This is a genomic window from Tissierella sp. QWL-11 (assembly GCF_058683765.1).
This window is the reverse complement of the sequence record NZ_CM178750.1, coordinates 2,051,728-2,075,385: the sequence shown is the minus strand read 5'-3', so window position 1 is coordinate 2,075,385 and position 23,658 is coordinate 2,051,728. Positions and strand designations below refer to the sequence as shown.

Genomic DNA, 23,658 nt, shown 5'->3' with positions numbered 1-23,658 from the left:
GATACTTTAAGTAAATATACACATGAGGAGAGAACAAATGAATTATTTAGGAGCTTTACATGGTTTAATTACATTTATATTAATAGGAATATTTCATCCTATTGTAATAAAAGCAGAATATTATTTAGGAAGAAAAAGTATAATTATTTTTATAATAGCAGGGTTTATATCTTTGATTGGTTCTTTAATTACGTACAATATAACTATTTCAAGTTCTTTGGGAATACTTGCCTTTTGTTGTTTTTGGAGCATCAAAGAGGTTATAGAACAAGAGCAAAGAGTTTTGCAAGGAAGATTTCCTAAAAATCCTAATAGAAATTATGATGAAAAGAAAAGATAGAGGTATAAATTTTATCAATAGGATTTATTTTAATATAGAAAAAACAAATGTTGTTTAGGTGGAAATATCTGTAATAAGAGTGTATACTGTATTTAGATTGTTAAAAATATTACATACACATGGAGGTAATTATGAAAAGGAAGATAAGTTTATTATTAATTATGTTAGTAATTGTAACGTCTTTATCAGGATGTGGAAATGACACAACTGGTACAAACAATACAACAACTGAAGAAAATGAATTTAAAGCGGAAATGACTTTTAATGGTTCCTCTACTTTAGCGCCAGTAATATCTGCCATAGCAACAGATTTTATTGAAAGTAATGGTACATGGGACAAGGTTAGCCCTGATTTTCCAGAAAAAAACATATCAATATATGTATCTGCTGGTGGCTCAGGAGCAGGTGCAAAATCAGTTATAGAAGGCACTAGTGACTTTGGTATGTTAGCTAGAGGAGTAAAGGATACAGAAAAAGAAAAAATTGATGATATGAAAGAGTTTACTCTAGGAATAGATGCTTTAACTATTTCTGTAAATCCTGAAAACCCATTAGTAGATATAAAAGATGATTTAACTACAGAAGAAATAATGAAAATATTCTCAGGGGAATATAAATACTGGGATGAATTAGATGAAAGTCTAGAGCATAAAGAGATAGTTGTTGTTATTAGAGACTTAGGTGGAGGGGCACATGAAGTATTCCAAAAAAGTATAATGGGAGATGTTCAAGTAAGAGAAGATGCTATTCAGTCTCCTTCAATGGGTGCTTTAGTTACAAAGATTATGGAAAATAAAGATGCAATAGGATATGCGTCTTATGGTATGGTAAATCAAAATGAAGGTAAACTTATACCTTTAAAAGTTGATGGCATAGAAGCAACAGAAGAAAACATAGTGAATGGCTCATATAAGGTATCAAGACCTTTATTGGTAATCAAAGATGGAGAATTAACATCTGAACAACAAGAATTTATGAATTTTGTATTATCAGATGAGGGCTCAGCTATTATTGAAAAAATGGGATTTGTACCAGCAAATTAGAAAAGGGGACTCTAGGGTCCCTTTTTTGAGGTGATTAAGTGCGAACTTTAGAAAATAAGATTTTCAAAGTAATAGTAAATATTTTAACATTATTTTCTTTATTGATACTTTCCTTTATTGTATTTTTTATTTTAAAGGAGAGTATTGTATTCTTTAAAGAAGTACCAATAAAAAACTTTATGTTTGGAAGAAAATGGAATCCACTTAATTCAGCAGATAAGTTATCTATATTTCCTATTATATTAGGAACCGTGTATATTTCAGTTTTGGGACTAATTATAGCACTACCCATAGGAGTAGGTAATGCTGTTTTCCTGTCGAGTTATACAAACATGAAGGCTAAGCAAATAATTAGGCGAGTTGTAGATATATTAGCAGGAATACCCTCAGTTATTTACGGCTTTATTGGATTGCAAGTTGTAGTAAAGTTCTTTGAAACAAAATTATCCTTTTCCACAGGAGAATCAGTTTTAGCAGGTGGTATAGTTATTTCTGTTATGATGTTACCCTTTATTATCTCCACATGTGAAGAATCAATGGAGAAAACCTACAATGAATATGCTAAGTATTCCAATGCTTTAGGAGTTTCTAAAAGATATATGATAAGAAATATAGTTTTACCAAATAGTAAAAGGAGCATTTTGATTGCAGCTGTATTGGCACTGAGTAGAGGTTTGGGGGAAACAATGGCCGTAATGATGGTAGTAGGAAATGCTCCGATTATGCCTAAACTACTGGGAAAATGCCAAACCATACCATCATTAATAGCACTTGAAATGGGTATGGCAGAGATTGGAAGTTTACATTACCATGCTCTTTATGCTTCAGGTTTTGTATTGATGATGATTTTGCTTATTATTAACATTATAATATATATAATTAAAAGAAAGTTAATATAAAGGTTGAAATAATATGAAGAAAAAAATTCAAGATAATATTTTCAAATTATGGATTACATTAAGTGTTTGTATAGTAGCTACAATTGTACTATTTATTATTGGATTTATCTTTACAAAGGGGTTAAGTTCAATTAATTTAGAATTTATTTTTAGTAAGCCAAAGGGTATTCCATTAGGGGTAGAAGGTGGCATACTACCTGCTATTATAGGGAGTTTATTCTTAATGTTTACCGCTTGTTTTTTTGCTGCCTTTTCGGCTATTGCAACAGCTATATACACTGTATTTTATTGTAAATCAAAAAGAATAAGCGGTATAATTCATATGATAATACAATGTATGGCTGGAATTCCTTCTATAATTTTAGGTATGTTTGGATATACATTATTAATAGTATATTTAAATATTCATAGATCTCTTTTAACAGCAGGAATAACACTGGGAATTATGATATTTCCTTATATTGAAGTTAGGATAGAGAAGATATTAAATGAAATAGATACAAGTATTGTTAATTCATCCTATTCATTGGGTATATCAAAATTTTATACTATATTTAAATTAATATTGCCAGTATATAAGAGGGATATCATTTCAACCATACTTCTAGCAGGAGGATTTGCAATGGGGGCTACTGCACCTATAATATTAACTGGTGCTGTGATTTTTGCTCCAATACCAAAGTCTATATATTCACCTGTTATGGCATTACCTTTTCATCTATATATATTAGTAGGTGAAGGAATATCTATGGAAAAAGCTTATGGTACTGCTGCAGTTCTTATTATTGTGCTTCTTCTAATAAATATTTTATTTTTAACTTTTGATAGAAAAAGAAAGGAGCATAGATAGATGAAAATAATAGAGGTAAATAATTTGAATGTAAGTTATGATAATAAATTAGTATTAAAAAACTTATCTATGACTTTTAAGAAAAATAAAATTACAGCTATTATAGGACCATCAGGTTGTGGGAAATCTACTTTTCTTACTACTCTTAATTTAATGCTAGAGGAGCATGGAGGCAAATATACTGGAGAGATTATTTTTAGGGATAAAGAAATTAAAGACTATAATAAAGAAAGTATAAGACAAATGATAGGAATGGTTTTTCAAAAACCTACACCTTTTCCTATGTCTATATATAAAAATATGACTTATGGACCTATATATTATGGAGTAAAAGGAAAGAATAAGTTAAAGGATATAGTTGAAAGAAATTTAAAAAGAGTAGGACTTTTTGATGAGATAAATAATGATTTAAATATGTCAGCCATGAAATTATCTGGAGGGCAACAGCAAAGACTTTCAATAGCAAGAGCATTGACGGTAGAGCCAGAAGTTCTATTACTAGATGAGCCTTGTTCTGCATTGGATGTAAAAAACACTAGAATTATAGAAGGCATGTTGTTAAAGTTTTCTCGTGAATATACTATAATAATTGTGACTCATAATTTACATCAAGCTAAAAGAATATCTGACTACACTGCATTTATATTAGATGGAGAATTAGTAGAATATGGTGAGACGGAAGAAGTATTCTCTAATCCAAAAGATAAACGGACAAAGGAATATTTAGAAGGATTATATGGCTAGAGCAAAGCACCCATAAAACGGGAGAACCCATGCTTGAAAAATTAGATCGTATAAAGATAAAATATGGATTAGTTGAGGAAAAGAACTATTAATTTTGCATATGCAGAATTAATATCAATAATGTTAGTTAAAATATAATCAAAATATTTCATCGTATAAAAAAACTATGTTGAGTTTTCTTATCCTCTATGTTAGAATATTAATGTTAACTAGGAATGAAATTTTAATATAGTTATAAACGGGAGGTGTAGTAATGCAAACATTTTTTTCAATTGTTTTATTGGCATCAGCACTGGTAGTTATCATAAGTGTATTGTTACAAGAAGGTAGCGAAGGTGGAATAGGCACCATAGGCGGCGGAGGCCCAAGTGCATTATGGGGTAAAAATAAAGGTACAAGTAAGGAAGCTATTTTACAGAGAATAACAATTATCGCAGCTGTTCTATTTATGATATCGACTATCATATTAGCAGCTAAATAACAGAGGAGGAGAAACAATGGATTTTGTTTTAGTTTTAGCGCCAATAGTAGGTATATTGGCTTTGCTTTTTGCTTTTTATAAGGCAAGCAGTATTAATAAGGTTAATCCAGGGAATGCAAGGATGAAAGAGATTTCTACATATATTCAAGATGGATCTATGGCTTTTTTAAAGAGACAATATACTTCTTTAGGAATATTTGTAGCAGCACTTTTTGTAATTTTGATATTTGTACCTGGACTTGGATTTAAAGCAGCAATATGCTTTTTATTTGGGGCATTATTTTCAGTTTTTGCAGGTTATTTTGGTATGAGAGTAGCTACAAAGGCGAATGTAAGAACTGCTAATGCAGCTATGGAATCAGGAATGAACAAAGCTTTAAATGTAGCATTTTCTGGTGGAGCAGTAATGGGTATGAGTGTTGTAGGTCTAGGACTTATAGGAGTAGGTGTATTTTACTTATTATTTAAAGATCCAAGCATTATAACAGGATTTGGATTGGGAGCTTCATCTATAGCTTTATTTGCAAGAGTAGGTGGAGGTATATACACAAAAGCAGCCGATGTAGGAGCAGACTTAGTAGGTAAAGTTGAAGCAGGAATTCCAGAGGATGATCCTAGAAATCCAGCTGTTATAGCAGACAATGTTGGAGACAATGTTGGAGACGTAGCAGGAATGGGTGCAGACCTTTTTGAATCCTATGTAGGAGCATTGATATCAGCAATCACATTGGGATTAGTTGCATATCAAGAAGAGGGAGTATATTTTGCAATTGCTCTAGCGTCAGTGGGAATTATAGCATCAATCATAGGTGTTTATTTTGTAAGAGGAGACAAGGATCCTCAAAAGCTATTAAACAATGGTACTTTAGTTAGTTCATTGATTACAATAGTAGCGGGTTTCTTTTTAAGCAATTATATATTAAGTTCATACAAGCCTTTTGTATCAATACTTGCAGGACTTGTAGTAGGATTAATAATAGCAAGAATGACAGAATACTATACATCAGCAGATCATAATCCAGTTAAGAGAATAGCTGCAGAATCTGAAACAGGAGCATCTACAAACATAATAGGTGGTCTTTCAGTTGGTATGATATCTACAGCAGGACCAATATTAGTAATTGCAGTTGGTATTTTAGTAGCATACTATGTATCAGGTGGGGATGCAAATCCAGCTCAAGGACTATATGGTATTTCATTAGCGGCAGTAGGTATGCTTTCTACAGCAGGTATGACTATAGCAGTAGATGCTTATGGACCAATAGCTGATAATGCTGGTGGAATTGCAGAGATGTGTGAATTACCAGAAGAAGTTAGAGAAATTACAGATAAACTTGACTCTGTAGGAAACACTACTGCAGCTATAGGTAAAGGTTTTGCAATAGGTTCAGCAGCTTTGACTGCACTAGCTTTATTTGCATCCTATACACAAGCTGTAGGTCTTAGTGGTATAGATTTAACAAAGCCAACTGTTATAGCAGGTGCATTTATAGGTGGAATGCTTCCATTCTTATTTGCAGCAATGACAATGGACGCTGTAGGAAAAGCAGCTTTTGCTATGATAGAAGAAGTAAGAAGACAGTTTAAAGAAATTCCAGGAATCATGGAAGGTAAAGCTACTCCTGAATATGGAACTTGTGTAGATATAAGTACAAAATCAGCTCTACAAGAGATGGTAATTCCAGGAATTATGGCAGTAATAGCACCAGTTTTAATAGGTCTATTATTAGGAGCAGAAGCTTTAGGTGGACTTTTAGCAGGAGCCCTTGTTACTGGTGTATTAATGGCGATTTTCATGAGTAATGCAGGTGGAGCATGGGATAATGCTAAAAAATATATTGAAGAAGGAAATCATGGTGGAAAAGGTAGTGAAGCTCACAAAGCTGCAGTTACTGGGGACACTGTAGGAGATCCTTTCAAAGATACATCTGGACCATCATTAAATATATTGATAAAATTAATGACAATAGTATCTTTAGTATTTGCTCAATTATTCGTAAATTATGGTGGTATGTTATTCTAAGAGATAAAGTAAATAAAAAGTGGCCGATAGAGTTAAATTTATTGGTCACTTTTTTATTTGTTAAAAGTCTTTATACCATATAATGACAATGGTTTAATAAAATTTTAAAACTGTATAAATCTTACATAATATGATATAATGTTAAATTGGTAATAATAATATTATTATAAGTAATAGTATATAATATAATAGATATATATAAGGAAGATTATATGAATAAAGTGATAAATGGATTAAATATTAATTACATAACAGAAGGAACTGGAGAAGCTATAGTAGTTCTTCATGGTTGGGGAGCCAATATAGATACAGTAATTCCCATAGTTAACATATTAAAAGATAGATACAAAGTATATGCAATGGATTTACCAGGCTTTGGAAAATCAGATGAGCCTATGGATGTAATAGATTCATTTGAATACGCAGAGATAGTAAAAAAATTCATAGAAGATGAAAAACTATCAAAAGTTAAACTTATAGGACATTCTTTTGGAGGGAAATTATCAATTATACTAGGATCTAAATATCCTGAATTGGTAGAGAAGATAGTACTTATAGATAGTGCAGGACTAATTCCAAAAAGGGGAATAGACTATTATATCAAGGTATATAGCTTTAAAAGTTTGAAATTTATTTATAGAAATTTATTTTTTTGGATAAAAGATGAAGAAAAAATGGAGAAGTTTTATAAGAAGTTTGGCTCTGATGACTATCAAGACTCAAGTGGTATTATGAGAAAGATCCTTGTAAAGGTTGTAAATGAAGATTTGAGCCCTATATTAAAAGATATAAAAGCACCTACTCTTTTGATTTGGGGAGACAAAGATGAAGATACTCCTTTATATATGGGTGAAATAATGGAAAAACACATAAAAGACAGTGGATTAGTAGTATTAAAAGACACAGGTCATTACTCTTATTTAGATGACTATTATAAATTTAAAAATGTTATAAATTCTTTTTTCTAATAAGAGATTTTTTGGAGGGATAATATGGAAATTGCTATAATTTTGATTTTGAGTTTTGTTATATTGTATTTTATATCTCAGAGGTCAAAGTTTTCACTACACATGTTACAGTTAGAAGAATATGATAATGATAATTATAAAAAATGGATCTTTCAAAATAAAGCTAGAACTTTTAATCTTAAAAGAGATGATAAACCAGTAAAAAAACCTCTTGTATTTACACAGAGAGCAACAAGACTATATAGAACAAATTTAGTGGTAAATGAAGTAATACTCTTAATTCCAGTTATTGTTTTACTTTTAAGCAAAAATATATGGTCATCCTATATTTTACTTTTTCTAATAGGATTTTTAGTTTATAAGTTTGAAGCACTAACCATGCTAATATCTAATTTTATAATGGTTCCCATAGAAAAAAATATAAATTTAGGATTTTATACACAGGCACAAGAGAAGATAAAGTCAATGGAAGATTTAACTGTAGTTGGTATAACTGGTAGCTTTGGAAAGACTAGTACTAAATTTATTATAGGAACTATATTGGCGGAAAAGTTTAATGTTTTAAACACTCCAGAGTCATATAATACTCCTATGGGATTATCAAAGGTTATAAATAATGAATTAAATGAAGAACATGAAATATTTATAGCAGAACTAGGTGCAAGAATACCTGGTGAGATAAGAGAAGTAGCTAAGTTAGTACAGCCAGATATAGGGGTTATAACAGCCATAGGTCCAGTTCATATGGAAACTTTTAAGAACATAGATACTATAATGAAAACTAAGTATGAATTAATTGAAGAATTACCTACGGAAGGTGTAGCTATATTTAATTATGATAATAATTATGTAAAAAAATTAGCTGATAAGACTTTTAAAGAAAAATTAGTTTATAGTTTAGATAATAAAGAAGAGCCAGGTATATATGCAGATGAAATAGAAGTTTCAGAGTTTGGATCCTCCTTTACACTTAAGGATAAAGAAGGTAGCAGTATAAGATGTACAACTAAGCTTCTTGGTAAGCATAATATCTATAATATCCTTGCAGGAGCAAGTGTAGCCAAAATTTTAGGACTAACTTTTGAAGAGATAGCTAGAGGTATAGAAAAGATAGACCCGATTCCTCACAGATTAAATATTATTAATCCTGGCACTGGTATGATAATCATAGATGATGCCTTTAATTCAAATCCAATAGGTACAAAGGCTGCTTTAGAAGTTTTAGGTCAATTCAAAGAAGGTAGAAAGATAATAGTAACTCCAGGCATGGTAGAATTAGGAGATATGGAAGAAGAAGCAAATAAAGAATTTGGCAGAAATATAGGTAAAACTTGTGACTTTGCAATATTAATAGGGGAAAAACGATCAAAGCCTATATATGAAGGATTAATGGAGTCTAATTTTAACCCATCAAATATATTTATAGTAAATACTCTAGATGAAGCTTCAAACCATTTAGCCAATATTGGAAAACCAAAAGATGTTGTGCTATTTGAAAATGATTTACCAGACAATTATAGTGAATAGGGGGATTTTTGAATGAAAAAAGTAGGCGTAATATTTGGGGGACGAAGTGTTGAACATGAGGTCTCTGTTATTACAGGAATGCAAGTAATAGAAAATATAGACAAAACAAAATACAAGCCAATTCCCATATATATAACCAAAGACGGTAAGTGGCTTACAGGTGATTGTCTAATGGATTTTAAAAACTTTAAGAATAATAATCTAAATGATGCAATTGAAGTTTTTATGGCACATAAGCCTGGTGATTTTAATCTATATAGGAATCCAAATGATTTAGGAATGTTTGGGAAAAAGGTAGTAGACAATATAGACATAGCTTTTTTAGCTTTACATGGAACTCATGGAGAAGATGGCGCTATCCAAGGTCTTTTTGAGCTTATGGATATCCCTTATATAGGTGGTGGAGTATTAGCATCAAGTGTAGGTATGGATAAAATACTTATGAAGGATGTATTTAAATCAAATTCACTTCCTGTAGTTGACTATTATTGGTTTTATAGATCAGATTGGAATGAAAATAGAGATAATGTCTTAAAGAGTGTGGAAGATAGCTTGAAATATCCTCTATTTGTGAAGCCTGCAAATTTAGGTTCTAGTATAGGAATAAATATTGCTAAAGATAAGGAAGCTTTAATAGCTGCAATAGAAATAGCAGTAAATTATGATAGGAAAATCATAATAGAAAATGCAGTAGAAAACCCAAGGGAGATAAACTGTGCTGTACTAGGATATGATAGGGAAGTGGTGACTTCTCTATGTGAAGAACCATTAGGTTGGAAAGAAGTACTGACTTTTGAAGATAAATATATAAAAAGTAACTCAAAAGGAGGAAAATCATCAGGAGAAAGAAGGATAATTCCAGCAGATATAGAAGATAAGTTAAGAGAGACAATAGAAGACTTAGCTAAAAAAGTCTTTATTTCCATAGATGGTAGTGGAACTTCTAGAATAGATTTCTTAATAGATAAAGATGAAAATGTCTATGTAAATGAGATAAATACATTGCCAGGTTCAATTGGATTTTACTTATGGGAAAAGAAAGGATATTCCTTTAAAGATTTAATAGATGAACTTATAAATATTGCTCTTAAGAGAAGTAAAGAAAAACAAGGAAATATGTACAATTTTGATTCTAATCTTTTTAATAGAATTCAATATGGAGGAAAAGCTTAAAATGTAAGATATTTAAATATCTTACATTTTTTTATAGGAAAAGGGTAAATACTAGTATAAGAGATTATAATAAATTTTAAAGGAGAATTCACAATGAGTATAAGAGAAAAAATTTTAGAATACATGAATCAATCAGGATATAAGCCTATGTTAAAAGAACAACTCTTAATTGCCTTTGATTTAGGAAAAGCTGATAAGAAAGAGTTTTATCAAGTATTAGATAGCTTAGAAAAAGAAGGTATGATAATTAAATCAAAGGATGAAAGATATAATATCTTAGATAGTTCTTTTCTATTAGTGGGAACTTTGCAAGGACATGAAAAGGGTTTTGGGTTTGTAATAAATAAAGATTCAGATAGAGATGATATTTTTATACCTGCAGAAAATATGTCAGGTGCAATGAATGGAGATAAGGTAATAGTAAATATTATCAATAGATCTTCTGCAGATAGAAGAGCTGAAGGAGAAATAATAAGGATACTTGAGAGGGAAAACACATATTTAGTAGGAACTTTTGAGGAGAGCAAAAATTTTGGGTTCTTAATACCAGATGATAAAAAAATATTTTATGATGTATTTATTCCTAAATCCCACATAAATGGTGCCAAGAATAGACAGAAGGTAGTAGTAGAGATAACAAAATGGCCAGAGGCGCGTAGAAATCCAGAAGGTAAAGTAATAGAGGTGCTAGGATATATAGATGAGAAGGGGACAGATGTATTATCAATAATAAGACAATTTGAACTACCTGAAGAATTTCCAAATAAGGTCAGAGAGTTTGCTCAAAGAATTCCTCAAATTATCCCAGAAAAAGACATAGAAAACAGGGTTGATTTGAGAGATTTAAAGACCTTTACAATTGATGGAGCAGATGCTAAGGACTTAGATGATGCTATTTCAATTGAAAAACTAGAAAATAATAATTTCAAATTAGGAGTCCATATAGCAGATGTATCTCATTATGTAAGAGAAGGAAATGATTTAGATGAAGAAGCATACAAGAGGGGAACCTCTGTATATTTAATTGATAGAGTAGTTCCTATGCTACCTGAGGAACTATCAAATGGTATTTGCTCTTTAAATCCAGATGAAGATAGACTATCCCTTTCAGTATTTATGGAGATAGACTCTAAAGGGAATGTAGTAGATCATGAAATAGTAGAAGGAGTTATAAAAAGTAAAGCTAGATTAATCTATGAGGATGTATCAGACTATCTAGAGAATGAGGATGAAGCTTCAAAGGAAAAATTAAAAGATCTATTAGATGAATTAAAATTGATGGAAGAATTAATGAAGATATTATATGACAAGAGAAAAAATAGAGGTAGTATAGACTTTAATTTTCCAGAAACTCAAATCACACTAGATGAAAAAGGTAGACCTGTAGAGATAAAGAAGGCAGAAAGACGAATAGCAAATAGATTGATTGAAGAGTTTATGCTAGTTACAAATGAAACTGTAGCTGAAAGATTCTTCTGGTCAGAGATACCATTTTTATATAGAATACATGAGAATCCAGCAGAAGAAAAAATTGAAGCTTTCAATAAACTAATTCATAATTTTGGATATGTAATAAAGGGAAAAGAAGTACATCCTAAAGATTTACAAATGCTAGTTGAAGAAGTAGAAGGTAAAAAAGAAGAACCTCTAATAAATACCCTTCTACTTAGATCTCTAAGAAAAGCTAAATATAGTAGTGAAGCAGACATACACTTTGGATTAGCTTCAAAGTATTATTCTCACTTTACTGCACCTATTAGAAGGTATCCAGACTTAGTAATTCATAGAATAATAAAACAGTATGTAAATGGAAAACTTACAGATAAAAAACAAGAAAAATTAAAAAAAGATATGCCTGAGATAGCAGACCACACTTCTATGACTGAAAGAAGAGCAGAAGAGGCTGAAAGAGAAGTAGAAGATTTAAAGATTGCTCAGTATATGAGTAATAGAATCGGAGAAGAGTATGATGGGATTATATCTTCTTTGACAAGCTTTGGTATATTTGTTCAACTTGAAAACACCATAGAAGGTTTAGTACACTTTAATAATATGATAGATGATTATTATGTATTTGATGAAGAAAATTACTATGTAATAGGGGAAAGAAGTAAAAGAATATATAGATTAGGAGATACAGTGAGGATAGAAGTAATAGATGCAGATATCTCAAGAAGAAGTATAGATTTTCAAATAATAGATGAAGAATTTAGCGTAAAATAAGTGTAGGATAAAAAAATAGAGAATTACTCCACATTTGGTATAATATAATCGACAAAAGTCATACCTAAAGGAGGAATTCTCTATTAATTCTATTATATTATGTAATTATACATATATTATTTTAATTATTATTATAAAAGTCAATAGTAATAGATACTATCATAAAAAATCTTAAAATTGATATATTGTTATACAGATGGTATAATATGTAATCAAGTTGAAAACGTTTTATACTATTTATCATCAAGGTAAGGAATCGGAATCGAAATTCTGAATATTACCGCTATTGTGAAGGAGTAGTAGTAAAGGAGACTCCGATACTAAGTTAGAACACATGGGATGTATAAGTATTTAAAATTGTCAAAATTACCAAGGGAGGGGTAGTAATGAATTTTGCTAGAAAATTATTTACAGTATCTTTTCTCGTTTTTGTATTAATTTTTAACACAATTGGTATAGCTTATGCTGATAACTTACAATCTTTAGCCAATATGATATTTAATCATGAAGAAAAACATGTAGAAGAGGATATAAACCAAAATCCAAATCTTAAAGCAGATGCTTTATCAGAAGAGTATATTACAGTAGTAGTGACCATGGAGAAATTTACAATAGGGCAGGGATATATTATTGAACCGGTCCTTGTGACTGTTCCAGAAGGTACTAGAGTTTCTAAAGTTATTACAGATATCCTTGAAAGTGTAGACAGAGATTATACTATGACAGGAACAATCGACAACGGGTTTTATCTCAGCAGTGTAGAAGATTATGATTATGATGTACAAATACCTAAATATATAACTGATATTATAGGTGAACCTGAAGATTATCATATGGGATATTTAGGTGAATTTGATTATACTGATATGAGTGGTTGGATGTATAGTGTAAACAATTCATTTCCTAACATAGGGGCAGCAGACTATTTTCTAGAAGATGGAGATGTGGTAAGATGGCAATATACAATCTATGGATATGGAGCAGATATTAATGCAGATATAGATTGGGGTATGCCCAGTATTGCACAGCAAGCAGGAAATAAGGATAATCTAATAAAAGTCATGGCTAATGGAGAATTTTCTCTAGAAAGCCCTGGATACTATGAAGCTTGGGATATTTTAACAAATCCTTTGGCCACACAAGAAGATATTGATAATGCACTTCAAGAGACGGGAAGCATGTATTTTTCTTCAGAAGAGGTATATAGACTTGCAGAAAATTATCTTTGGGATTTAAATGGTAAAGATAATACAATTATTAGAGAAAAAAGACCTTTATATGATGAAGATGGAGATTTATTCGTATATGCAGTTCCATATAAGGATAGTAATGGAGAGATTTCCGGACATTTAAATATTGGAGCATTACGTGATAAATTGACTCTTTATATTATTGACCCATTTCCATATAATTACGGCCAGATTAAACAGTACACGGATTTAGGAGAGCAAGTTAGATACAGTCCTCCCTTTGCTTACTATATTGAAACAGGACAAAATTCAAATGGTATCACAAGAAATGAAGAATACAAGGAAAAAAAACTATATGAGGTTAAAAACTATCGTGAGTCCAATGAGAAACTTTTAGACTATATAATGGAGCAAAAAATGAAGTCGTTAGACTCATCTATTAGCCATACAGTGGCAGAACTTAAAAGTGAAAGGCAAAGTAGTGAGAACAATAAGGAATATGTAAATATATATGATGAATCCATATGCAGCTATGGAGGACGGCAATTATGGTGGAAGAATACAGACGGTTTTGTTAGTAAGACAGGGAAAACAGGAGAATGTCTAAATGAAAGGGGTTGTGGTGCTGTAGCTTTTGGAGATGTGATTATGTATCATATAGGGAAGGATTATCATGGTTTTAAGGACTTACTGAAGTATACTGATATGAATAGAATGAAGAAGCCTAATCTGATACCTAATCACGATTATAAAAAGGAAAATTTTGATAAGACATTCAATTATAATTTGAGAAATAAGTCCTTTACTAGAGCAGAATATTTAAAATTTCTAGATTTCTATGCAGATCTTGCACAAATCCCCAATTACTGGGGAGTGACTACTGGAGATATGAGATCTGTTTTTGATTCATTGAAATACATAACAGGATTTGATTTTACAGTATCTGAGCCAAATAATAAGAAGCCAAATACTGTAGAGGCATTTTTTATAGAACAGTTGAATGATGATATTCCCATAATGATGTTTAATGGGCTAGAACCCTCCATTGAAACAAGGTATTTGTTAAATGATATTGAGCAAAGTGAGAAACTTAAAATTTTAAAAGACTCAGATTTTAAATTACATTGGATGACAATTACCAAGTATTTTAAGAATGGGATAACTGGAGATAAGTTTGTGGCATTTTCCTCATGGGGAAGGAGATTTTCCATAAGTGGTGAATTGCTAGTAAATAAAATGGGGAATTATTATTCTAATTTTTATGCTTATAAATTATACCCGAAGGGAGAGTAGGGAATATGAAAAAGCCATCTAGAAAAACATTCATTATTACTTTTATATTTGCAGTTGTAGTTATGGTTGTAGTAGTAAGGTATAAAAACAACTATAACTGGAGATATCAAGAGCTTATTAAAAAAATGATAGATATTCCAAATAAAGAGGCTATTACAGAGACAAATCTTAGTTATGGACCTAGCCCGACTACTATCTTTAAAGTAAGGATAGTAGGAGAAGAGCTGACAGATGAAGAGATATATCAAATGGGATATGATGTATGTGAAAAAATTGACCAATATATGTATTATGAAATGGAGCAACTCTTATCGATGAATGTGATGGATATAAGTATGAGCGTATATTCTCCAGCTGATGGTAGAGGGATACGCTGCAATCGTCATATAAAATTTACGGAGCCAGGAACTAGTATAGTAGAGCATTATGAATGGTTTTGTGTAAAATATCCTGAATCAGATGAAAGTAAAGTGGAGAAAAGGATAAGTTATCCATATGTTGAAGTGAAGTAGAGTACGGAAGAGAATAAGATAGGAATTTTATCTTATTCTAATTTTCTTATAAAAGTATTTACAATTGTTTTATAAGAATTAATTGACAATATCCTCATGTCCAAGGAGATTGACATGAATAAATAGATTTGCTAGACTAATTGTATTAAAGAACAAGGGGGATTATATGAAAAAACCAGATAGGAAAATTTTAGCAAGTAATAGAAAAGCAAGACATGAATACTTTATAGAAGACACTATAGAAGCTGGTATAGCTCTAAAAGGCACTGAAGTTAAATCTATAAGACAGGGAAAAGTAAATTTAAAAGAGAGCTACGCTACAATAGACAATGGAGAAGTATATATATATGGTTGTCATATAAGCCCCTATGAACAAGGAAATATTTATAATGTAGATCCTTTAAGAAAGAGAAAACTCTTACTTCACAAAAGGGAGATAAGAAAACTTGCAGCAGACTTAAATTTAAAGGGACTTACCCTGATTCCTCTATCTATGTATTTAAAAGATGGGAAGATAAAACTAGAGTTAGCTACAGCAAAGGGTAAAAAACTATATGACAAGAGACAAGATATAGCTAAAAAAGATGCAGATAGAAGAATTAGACAACAATTAAGTCAAAAATATATTTAGAATAAAATAGAGCTTTAGTCTTATAAGACTAAAGCTCTATTTTATTCTTCTACTTTGGAGTCGAGGATAATATTTATAATAATTGTTAAAAAATAATTACTGTAACCGATATATAAATACGTAAGGAAATATTTAGATTTCTATACTTAACTAAATTATAATTAACAATATTATAATTCTAAATATAATTAATTGATATATAATTTGAAGAAAAGAGGGGACTAAATTTAATGATGTGGAAAGATAAATACAAGGTTGGAGTTGAGTCAATTGATGACCAACATTATGAATTATTTAAACGCTTAGAAGAGTTTATACAAATAGTTCGGAATAAGGATGTTGAATGGGAGGATAGGTTGAGTAAAGCAAAGGAAGTATTAAGTTTTTTACAAGACTATGTGGTATTTCATTTTGATGATGAAGAGAAATTTCAAGAAAGTATAAATTATCCAGATATTGATATTCATAAGGAAGCTCATAGAAAGTTTAAAGCAGGTATAAATGAATATGTAGAAATTTTTATAAATGGAGGTTTTACTGAAGAGAAAATGCAAGAATTCAGTGCTAAATTAATGGCTTGGTTAATTATGCATGTAGGGAAAATGGATCAAAAAATTGGAGAATATATTAATCATAAAGGAGTTGATGCATAATGAAGGCAGAATATATAAACTCTTTTTATGGTGCGACTAAAGAAGTATTTAAACTTATGTTAGATCAAAAAGTAGAAAGAGGAGATTTACAATTAATACAAGGTTTATCATCTAATGGAGACGCTAATATTATGCTAGGGGTTACTGGAGACATAAAAGGAACTGTATTCTTTAGCTTTACTAAGGCTATGGCTTTAGAAATAGTTCAAATCATGGCAGGAATGGAGATGGATGAAATAGATGTTTTTGTATCATCTGCTTTAGGAGAAATTGCAAATATTATTAGTGGAAATGCTATAACAAATTTATCATCATATGATTATACATGTGATATAACTCCTCCGCAAATTATTGTTGGGGAACATAGATCTGTTTCTATGGCAAATAAACAGGCATTACTCATTCCACTAAATACTTCTATTGGTGAATTCAGTATATCTATATTTTTAAGCGGAAATTAAAGTAAAATTTAAGGAAAAGCCAATATGCTTATCTGGGTAGTTGAGTTGACATGCAATTAAGATATTGTTATAATTAATTATAGGCAGAAGTGTCTGTAGTTAATTATGGGGGCGAATTTGGTTTCGACGGAGATGTGGAATCAGGAGTAGCGAGTCGTTGTCGCCAAACAACGTAAAAAGTGGCACCAAAAAAGAAACGACAACAATAATTACGCATTTGCAGCTTAGTTAAAGCTGTCCGTTCTACCTAGGTATCCCGTGACTTGGGATAGAACGTCAATCTAGCGGGGAACCGAGCTTAGCAAAGCTTTGAGCTAAGAACGGAAACTATGAAGCTACTAAAGCTTGAATCCTGTCAGTAGGAGTCAAGTGGAGGGAATGTCAAATTACTGAATGCACTCGGAGAAGCTCTTGTGGAAGTGTTTTCGGACGTGGGTTCGATTCAAGTAGGAGTCGCCCTATGAAGCAATTCATAGGTGAAAATTTGGCTTTATCGGTGAAAGCTTTGAAATGCTAATACCGAGTCGTATGAGGAGAAATCTTTCAGCGATCTATCGACTTATAGGCTGCTAAGTCAAATTGATATGCAGTACTAGGATAGAAGGTAAAAACTATAATATACTTCTATAATACGCCAAAGAGGTCTATGACCTTAAGATATAGTCAGTGCCTTTAGGAAACTATTGGATTACATGTCCCACCGCCTCCACCATACATAGGTGGATAAAAGCTTTGATTCTAATATTAGAATCAAAGCTTTTATAATGCAATGAAGTCTTTATAAAATTGTTCTTTTGCTAATCTTTGTTTTTCATTGTATCTTCCATTTCTAAGTGTAACTAGTTTATATTTAGAAATTATATGTTGAGCCCGAGCTCGTTTTTTGAATATTACTAAATATGGTTCAATTTCCTTTAAAAGGTTTATTGCGTCATCATATATTATTGTATAAGAATATGAATCTTTATGTCTTTCTTCATTATAATTTTTCTTTGAAGTAATTTTACCAGATTTGACAGTTGACTTCACCCACTCTAATAATTCTAAATCTGTAGAAGCAATAGATACACAGGGTGAATGATATTCATTTCTATGGAATCTCGTCAACATTATACTACCTTCTCCATCAATAATACCCGCTAAATAGGCTTTTTCTGTATCTTTCATTTAACCCCTCCCATCAAACATAAGTTCTTATATCTATTATAGTTTATAAAACACAATATGTCTAGAAATCATGATGATATATTTATTAATTCACTTAAAGTTAAGAGGGGTATTCAATAAGAGAATAACTGTATCATATAATTCTTAAATAAATATGATATAATTATTATAAGTTAAACTTGAATATCAAAAAAATAATATATATTTTTAACAAAATTAAAATTTACATATACTTTAAATTTTATTATATTAAGCCTAAGTGTCTATATTAAATGAAATGGAGTGATATACATTAAGATTATTATTTCACCTGCTAAAAAAATGAAAATAGATAATGATGCTTTTGTCCATAGACAGATGCCTATATTTTTAAAAGAATCTAAAATATTACTAGATTATTTACAGAACTTAGACTATGAAGAACTAAAATCCATTTGGAAATGTAGTGATAAACTTGCAGGACAAAACTTTGATATAATTAAAAATATGGATTTACACAATAATTTAACACCTGCAATACTATCTTTTGAAGGATTACAATATCAATATATGGGATCAGAAGTCTTAACATATAAGCAATTAGATTATATTGAAAAACATTTGAGAATTTTATCAGGTTTTTATGGCATATTAAAACCATTTGATGGAATTAAGCCCTATAGATTAGAAATGCAATCTAAACTACTAGATTGGGAATATAGAACACTATATGAGTTTTGGAAAGATAAAATTGCCAAAAGTATCTTCTCAGAAAGCCATTACATTATAAATTTAGCATCAGAAGAATATAGTAAATGTATTTCTAAATATTTAACTAGAAATATAAGGTTTATAAATTGTGTATTTGGTGAGATAATTAATGGAAAGGTAATCCAAAAGGGAACTTTAGCAAAGATGGCAAGAGGAGAAATGGTACGATTTATGGCAGAAAACAATATTAAAGAAGTAGAAAACATTAAAAAATTTAATAGATTAAATTATGTTTATAAAAAGGAATTATCTGATGAGAATAATTATGTATTTATTAAGATTGAAGGATAGCAGACAAAGAAATATACCAAGAGCTAAGTAATTTCTGGACAATCTATCCTACTAATTATTAATATAGTTTTGTCAATTATCTATATGTGTAAATAAATAATAATCTAAGTTCTTGAAACTAGAGGAAACATATGGTATATTTATTACAGTGTTATTTTCTTGACATATGTAGTAAATATTTGGTCGAATAAAATATTAGGAGGTAGTATCGTGAAAAAAATTAAAAAGTTATCTTTACTATTAGCTTTTGCATTATTTGCATCCTTATTTTCTGGATGTACTATTGAGGAAAAAGGTTTAGCAGATGCTTTCATTAAAAATCAAGAGATTTTAAGTGTTGAAAGCACTACAGATTTAAAATTTGATTTAAGTAGTACTGGATTATCAGAAGAAGAGCAAGTTTCTTTTGATAGTGTTGCTAACACAATTAATAATCTAAATATAAAACTAAAACAAAAGTCTCTATCTGACGAAGAGCAAACAATGGCGAAGGGGCAGGTTGATGCTAAGGTTAAATTAGATGATATAACTTTTGAATCTTCTGTATGGATAGATTTAGACTTTAGTGGTAATGAGATGGTTTTCAAGGAAATTTTTAAATTGCCTTCATTACTTAAAGCTTCAATGGGAGAAGAAATGGGTAATAAGGAATATCTTGTATTAGATTTTGATACAATGGACGAAGCTTATGAAAATATGGGTGTTCCTGTAAATTATAATGAAATGATGGAAATAGTAGTTAAATATCAAGAAAAGTTTGTTGATGTTTTTAAAGAATATGTAAAAAATTATGATCCAAATCTTTCATTAGTTACTAAACTTGATGACAAAGTTATTGATGGAGAATCAGTTGATATTTATCAAGTTAAATTTGATGATGATTCATTTAAGAAATTCCTTAAGTATAACATTATAAGCATTTTAGAAGATAAAGAAATAGCACCTTTATTTAAAGATTATATGTCTGAATTAATGGCATTAAATGGTCAAATAATATCTGAAGATATTGATTTAACAAAGGATATTCCAAAATTAGTTGAAGAGACTAAGGAATTTTTTGAGACATTTAAAAAAGTTAATATACTTGGTAAAGATGGTATAGTTATCAACTATGGTGTTAATAAAGATGGCTTTATTATAAGTGAAGAAGGTAAAATTGACCTTTTAATTGATACGGAAAGTATTATGAGTTTAAGTTCTGATGAAGTAAAAGAAGACTTATCTACTATGCCATCACAAGCAATAAACTTTGTAATTTCTTATGATACAAAAATTACAAGCATAAACGAAGATATAGATGTTGTTTTACCTGAAACTACAGATGAGAACTCTATAGATTTTGCAACATTAATGGAAGATATGACACCAGAAATAGAAGATGATTCATCAGTTCTAATAATTGTAGAAGATGAATTTTTAGATTTAACAAAACAACCATTGCATATAGATAAAAGCATCTATGTAGCTTCAAGAGATATTGCAGCAGGATTAGGGGCTGAGGTGGATTGGAATGAAAGTACAAAGGAAATAACTATCACAAAAGATGACACTGTACTAGCTTTTAATCTAAATAGTGATGTAGCTGTTAAAAATGGAGAAAAGGTAGATTTAGAATCTAAAATTGTAGCTCAAGGCGAAACTGGATTTGTGCCATTGAGATTTGTAGCTGAAAGCTTAGGATTTGATATTGATTGGGATGCAGAGTATAGAATTATTTCAATCTATGCAAAATAAATTTTAAAATTAACTAAAAGGTGAAGGATTTAATTTAATCTTTCACCTTTTTTATATACTCTTATTTAACTTTTTAAATATATATAATTTTTTAAAATAGGAAAATATTACAAATAAAAAGATATAGTCGTAGTAAAAAATTAAATCATATAATATAATTTAAATAAATAGCAAATAGTAGATAATAATTATATTGGAGATTTGATAATTATGAAGGACAAAACAAAAGAAGAATTAGAAGATATAAAAAGGAGAAATAAAATATTAGAAAAAAAGGCTTATGAAGATGAACTTACAGACATTTCTAATAGGAGAGGTTTTAATATATCTTTAAATACCATTTTTCAAGAAGCTTCTTTAAAGGATAATCCTATTGCAATATTTATGATGGATATTGATAAATTTAAAAAATATAATGATTATTGGGGACACTCCCAAGGAGATATATGCATTAAGAAAATAGCAAATTCAATTAAAAACACTCAACGAAATACGGATCATATTTTTGCCAGATATGGAGGAGCGGAGTTTGTTTACATTGCAAAGGATATGGGGAGAAATAGAACTATTATAAAAGCTTTTTAAAAAGTCAAAGAGGGTGTACTATTTTGAAAAAATTAATTATAATAAGCGAAGGAAAAAATACTGGAACTAGATTAATAAATCAATTAAGACCTTTAATTAGTCAATTTGTAGATATTGAAAATATACTTCTATCTGAAATAGATTTTAAAAAGGTTTATGGAGATTTGATATTATTTACTACAGAGCATGTAAAAGAAAGATCTACTAAGTATATTGACATCTCCATTCCCTCCTTAGTAGGACAAAGGGTAATTGATTATAAAAATATAGAAGAAATAATAAGTATCAAAAAAGGTGAACATGTATTGCTCGTAAATGATAATTACTCTACATCAAAAAAAGCAATAGAACAATTGATAGAGTTAGGTCTAGGTCATATTAAATACTATCCTTACTATCCTGGGTGTATATCTTATCCAAAATTAGAAATAATTATAACGCCAGGTGAGCCACAACTAATTCCCTATACCCCTAAAAAGCTAATAAATATAAACACTAGAGTATTAGATATAAAGTCAATACATAATATATTGTATATTTTAGGGATTGAGCAAACTATAGACTATAGCTTAGTAACAAATTATATAAGAGATATTGTAGAGATATCAAAGTCAATTGATGAATCTAGAAAAGAAACTCAAGAATCAGAAAAAATATTAGAAACAATAGTTGATAGCTTAGAATACGGTATAGGGTTTATAGACCACAATGGTAATATAATAAGATTGAATTCTAAATTTGAATATATATTTGGAAAAAAGAAAAAGGACATTTTAAATAAAAATATTCAATACTTTTTACCTGATATGAATATTGAAAAATTAAGAGAAATGAGTAAAACTATTGAAATAGAAAATAGAATAGTATTTATAGAAACTAGAAAAGTGAGTTTTTCTACTGAATTTGGATATATAATGTATTTTAAAAATATTGATAGAATTGATAGTATTAGGGTTAAAAATGAAAACAAATATAAGGATATAATAAAAAGAAAATTACATGATTTTAATGATTATTTGAGCGTAAACCAAAATGCTATAAATATGATTAGAAGAGCTAAAAAATTTTCACGAACAGAATCAACTATTCTAATAGAAGGGGAAAATGGTACTGGAAAAGAAATCTTAGCTCAAGCTATACATATGAACTCATATAGGAGAAACAATGTATTTATTCCTATAAACATGACAACTATATCAGCTAGTATATTGGAAAGTGAACTATTTGGATATGAAGAAGGTACATTTACAGGGGCAGTTAAAGGTGGAAAAATAGGGCTTTTTCAAATGGCAGATGGAGGAACTATATTTATAGATGAAATAGGGGATACACCTTTAGAGGTTCAGTCAAAACTTTTAAGGGTTTTAGAAGAAAAGAGAATTAGAAAAGTCGGAGGTTTTGAAGAAATATCCATAGATGTTAGAATTATAGCTGCAACAAACAAAAACCTTTTAGAATTAGTAGAAGAAGGTAAATTTAGGATAGACTTATTTTTCAGGCTAAATATACTTCCACTCTATACTATACCCCTTAGAAACAGAAAAGAAGATATAAATTATCTATTAAAATATTTTATAAATATTAATTTGGGTAAAAAAATAGATTCATTAGAAGAATTTCTTAAATTAGAGACTATAGAATTTCTAAACAATTATAAATGGATTGGGAATGTGAGAGAATTAATTAATCTGGTAGAATATTTAGTCCTTATATATGATGGAGAACCTTTGGGGATAAATTCATTACATCACTATATGAGAAAGTCTCTTTCAAAACAAAAAGACATACGATTAAACAGAGATGAATTATGGGTGTTAAATAAATTAGATGAAAAGGGAGAAGTTTTAGGTAGAGTTAAATTAAAAGAAATTGCAATTTATGAAAAGGTAGATATTGGTGAAGGTAAAATTAGAAGAATAATAGAAACCCTAAAAGAGTATGGGTTAATAGATACTATAAAAAATAAAGGGTGCAAGATAAATAGTAGAGGTAAAAAAGTCTTAAATAATTAAATAAATCCATAGCATGGTCAATTTTGACCATGCTATGGATTTTTATATCCGGATATTAAGTATTAAATTAAATTTTAGGAATATACATATCTACAATGTATTGAAAAT

21 protein-coding genes and 1 other RNA gene are annotated in these 23,658 nt (G+C 29.8%); 21 read left to right on the top strand and 1 reads right to left on the bottom strand.

All coding sequences use genetic code 11. The annotated features are described in order from the left end of the window. Positions 1-37 precede the first annotated feature (37 nt). The 17 genes from AC4PG3_RS10235 to ssrA all read left to right on the top strand — a co-directional run bounded on the left by AC4PG3_RS10235 (position 38) and on the right by ssrA (position 17,456). Positions 38-340: a DUF4491 family protein gene (locus tag AC4PG3_RS10235; RefSeq protein ID WP_492196533.1), complete on the top strand. Its 303-nt coding sequence runs from the start codon at positions 38-40 to the stop codon at positions 338-340. A gap of 131 nt (positions 341-471) precedes the next feature. After that, the gene (locus AC4PG3_RS10230; RefSeq protein WP_492196532.1) at positions 472-1,383 is read left to right on the top strand and encodes a phosphate ABC transporter substrate-binding protein; all 912 of its coding nucleotides are present in this window, start codon (positions 472-474) and stop codon (positions 1,381-1,383) included. Between the two features lie 38 nt (positions 1,384-1,421). Further along, positions 1,422-2,282, top strand: a complete 861-nt coding sequence (gene pstC, locus AC4PG3_RS10225; protein WP_492196531.1) for a phosphate ABC transporter permease subunit PstC — start codon at positions 1,422-1,424, stop codon at positions 2,280-2,282. A 13-nt stretch (positions 2,283-2,295) separates the two neighbouring features. Continuing rightward, positions 2,296-3,132: a PstA family ABC transporter permease gene (locus AC4PG3_RS10220; RefSeq protein ID WP_492196530.1), complete on the top strand. Its 837-nt coding sequence runs from the start codon at positions 2,296-2,298 to the stop codon at positions 3,130-3,132. Further along, positions 3,133-3,876, top strand: a complete 744-nt coding sequence (locus tag AC4PG3_RS10215; protein ID WP_492196529.1) for a phosphate ABC transporter ATP-binding protein — start codon at positions 3,133-3,135, stop codon at positions 3,874-3,876. Between the two features lie 253 nt (positions 3,877-4,129). Next, entirely contained in the window at positions 4,130-4,357 is a 228-nt protein-coding gene (secG, locus tag AC4PG3_RS10210) for a preprotein translocase subunit SecG (protein WP_492196528.1), read from the top strand. Between the two features lie 16 nt (positions 4,358-4,373). Beyond that, positions 4,374-6,380, top strand: a complete 2,007-nt coding sequence (locus tag AC4PG3_RS10205; RefSeq protein ID WP_492196527.1) for a sodium-translocating pyrophosphatase — start codon at positions 4,374-4,376, stop codon at positions 6,378-6,380. Positions 6,381-6,592: 212 nt separating this feature from the next. After that, positions 6,593-7,348, top strand: coding sequence for an alpha/beta fold hydrolase (locus tag AC4PG3_RS10200; RefSeq protein WP_492196526.1), 756 nt, complete (start codon positions 6,593-6,595; stop codon positions 7,346-7,348). A 24-nt stretch (positions 7,349-7,372) separates the two neighbouring features. Continuing rightward, the gene (locus tag AC4PG3_RS10195; protein ID WP_492196525.1) at positions 7,373-8,875 is read left to right on the top strand and encodes a UDP-N-acetylmuramoyl-tripeptide--D-alanyl-D-alanine ligase; all 1,503 of its coding nucleotides are present in this window, start codon (positions 7,373-7,375) and stop codon (positions 8,873-8,875) included. 12 nt (positions 8,876-8,887) lie between these two features. Then, entirely contained in the window at positions 8,888-10,048 is a 1,161-nt protein-coding gene (locus tag AC4PG3_RS10190; RefSeq protein WP_492196524.1) for a D-alanine--D-alanine ligase family protein, read from the top strand. 93 nt (positions 10,049-10,141) lie between these two features. Further along, on the top strand, positions 10,142-12,271 hold the full coding sequence (rnr, locus tag AC4PG3_RS10185) for a ribonuclease R (protein ID WP_492196523.1): 2,130 nt from the start codon (positions 10,142-10,144) through the stop codon (positions 12,269-12,271). 386 nt (positions 12,272-12,657) lie between these two features. Continuing rightward, complete coding sequence (locus tag AC4PG3_RS10180; RefSeq protein ID WP_492196522.1) at positions 12,658-14,754, top strand: DUF4430 domain-containing protein; 2,097 nt, start codon at positions 12,658-12,660, stop codon at positions 14,752-14,754. Between the two features lie 5 nt (positions 14,755-14,759). Continuing rightward, positions 14,760-15,266, top strand: a complete 507-nt coding sequence (locus AC4PG3_RS10175; RefSeq protein ID WP_492196521.1) for a hypothetical protein — start codon at positions 14,760-14,762, stop codon at positions 15,264-15,266. 166 nt (positions 15,267-15,432) lie between these two features. Next, positions 15,433-15,897, top strand: coding sequence for an SsrA-binding protein SmpB (gene smpB / locus AC4PG3_RS10170; RefSeq protein WP_492196520.1), 465 nt, complete (start codon positions 15,433-15,435; stop codon positions 15,895-15,897). Between the two features lie 230 nt (positions 15,898-16,127). Then, positions 16,128-16,550: a bacteriohemerythrin gene (locus tag AC4PG3_RS10165; protein ID WP_492196519.1), complete on the top strand. Its 423-nt coding sequence runs from the start codon at positions 16,128-16,130 to the stop codon at positions 16,548-16,550. Beyond that, positions 16,550-17,011 (top strand): chemotaxis protein CheX, encoded by a 462-nt coding sequence (locus tag AC4PG3_RS10160; RefSeq protein WP_492196518.1) that lies wholly within the window; start codon positions 16,550-16,552, stop codon positions 17,009-17,011. Before AC4PG3_RS10165 ends, AC4PG3_RS10160 begins: the two co-directional genes overlap by 1 nt. A gap of 116 nt (positions 17,012-17,127) precedes the next feature. After that, positions 17,128-17,456: a transfer-messenger RNA gene (ssrA, locus tag AC4PG3_RS10155) on the top strand. 314 nt (positions 17,457-17,770) lie between these two features. On the opposite strand, the gene AC4PG3_RS10150 is transcribed toward ssrA, so the two are convergent. Continuing rightward, positions 17,771-18,178 (bottom strand): LAGLIDADG family homing endonuclease, encoded by a 408-nt coding sequence (locus tag AC4PG3_RS10150; protein ID WP_492196517.1) that lies wholly within the window; start codon positions 18,176-18,178, stop codon positions 17,771-17,773. Positions 18,179-18,460: 282 nt separating this feature from the next. Here AC4PG3_RS10150 and yaaA point away from each other — a divergent pair, with 282 nt between their 5' ends. From yaaA to AC4PG3_RS10130, 4 genes are all read left to right on the top strand, one after another. Beyond that, a complete protein-coding gene (gene yaaA / locus AC4PG3_RS10145) occupies positions 18,461-19,219 on the top strand; it encodes a peroxide stress protein YaaA (protein WP_492196516.1) in 759 nt (252 codons plus the stop codon). A 210-nt stretch (positions 19,220-19,429) separates the two neighbouring features. Beyond that, positions 19,430-20,953: a copper amine oxidase N-terminal domain-containing protein gene (locus AC4PG3_RS10140; RefSeq protein ID WP_492196515.1), complete on the top strand. Its 1,524-nt coding sequence runs from the start codon at positions 19,430-19,432 to the stop codon at positions 20,951-20,953. A 210-nt stretch (positions 20,954-21,163) separates the two neighbouring features. Then, entirely contained in the window at positions 21,164-21,538 is a 375-nt protein-coding gene (locus AC4PG3_RS10135) for a GGDEF domain-containing protein (RefSeq protein ID WP_492196514.1), read from the top strand. Between the two features lie 23 nt (positions 21,539-21,561). Further along, the gene (locus AC4PG3_RS10130; RefSeq protein WP_492196513.1) at positions 21,562-23,550 is read left to right on the top strand and encodes a sigma-54 interaction domain-containing protein; all 1,989 of its coding nucleotides are present in this window, start codon (positions 21,562-21,564) and stop codon (positions 23,548-23,550) included. Positions 23,551-23,658 lie beyond the last annotated feature (108 nt).

Excerpts from the sequence above, each read along its gene's own strand:
- AC4PG3_RS10235 (WP_492196533.1), top strand. The coding sequence starts at position 38 with ATGAATTATTTAGGAGCTTTACATGGTTTAATTACATTTATATTAATA.
- AC4PG3_RS10230 (WP_492196532.1), top strand. The coding sequence starts at position 472 with ATGAAAAGGAAGATAAGTTTATTATTAATTATGTTAGTAATTGTAACG.
- AC4PG3_RS10220 (WP_492196530.1), top strand. The coding sequence starts at position 2,296 with ATGAAGAAAAAAATTCAAGATAATATTTTCAAATTATGGATTACATTA.
- AC4PG3_RS10215 (WP_492196529.1), top strand. The coding sequence starts at position 3,133 with ATGAAAATAATAGAGGTAAATAATTTGAATGTAAGTTATGATAATAAA.
- secG (WP_492196528.1), top strand. The coding sequence starts at position 4,130 with ATGCAAACATTTTTTTCAATTGTTTTATTGGCATCAGCACTGGTAGTT.
- AC4PG3_RS10205 (WP_492196527.1), top strand. The coding sequence starts at position 4,374 with ATGGATTTTGTTTTAGTTTTAGCGCCAATAGTAGGTATATTGGCTTTG.
- AC4PG3_RS10200 (WP_492196526.1), top strand. The coding sequence starts at position 6,593 with ATGAATAAAGTGATAAATGGATTAAATATTAATTACATAACAGAAGGA.
- AC4PG3_RS10195 (WP_492196525.1), top strand. The coding sequence starts at position 7,373 with ATGGAAATTGCTATAATTTTGATTTTGAGTTTTGTTATATTGTATTTT.
- AC4PG3_RS10190 (WP_492196524.1), top strand. The coding sequence starts at position 8,888 with ATGAAAAAAGTAGGCGTAATATTTGGGGGACGAAGTGTTGAACATGAG.
- rnr (WP_492196523.1), top strand. The coding sequence starts at position 10,142 with ATGAGTATAAGAGAAAAAATTTTAGAATACATGAATCAATCAGGATAT.
- AC4PG3_RS10180 (WP_492196522.1), top strand. The coding sequence starts at position 12,658 with ATGAATTTTGCTAGAAAATTATTTACAGTATCTTTTCTCGTTTTTGTA.
- AC4PG3_RS10175 (WP_492196521.1), top strand. The coding sequence starts at position 14,760 with ATGAAAAAGCCATCTAGAAAAACATTCATTATTACTTTTATATTTGCA.
- smpB (WP_492196520.1), top strand. The coding sequence starts at position 15,433 with ATGAAAAAACCAGATAGGAAAATTTTAGCAAGTAATAGAAAAGCAAGA.
- AC4PG3_RS10165 (WP_492196519.1), top strand. The coding sequence starts at position 16,128 with ATGATGTGGAAAGATAAATACAAGGTTGGAGTTGAGTCAATTGATGAC.
- AC4PG3_RS10160 (WP_492196518.1), top strand. The coding sequence starts at position 16,550 with ATGAAGGCAGAATATATAAACTCTTTTTATGGTGCGACTAAAGAAGTA.
- AC4PG3_RS10150 (WP_492196517.1), bottom strand. The coding sequence starts at position 18,178 with ATGAAAGATACAGAAAAAGCCTATTTAGCGGGTATTATTGATGGAGAA.
- AC4PG3_RS10135 (WP_492196514.1), top strand. The coding sequence starts at position 21,164 with ATGAAGGACAAAACAAAAGAAGAATTAGAAGATATAAAAAGGAGAAAT.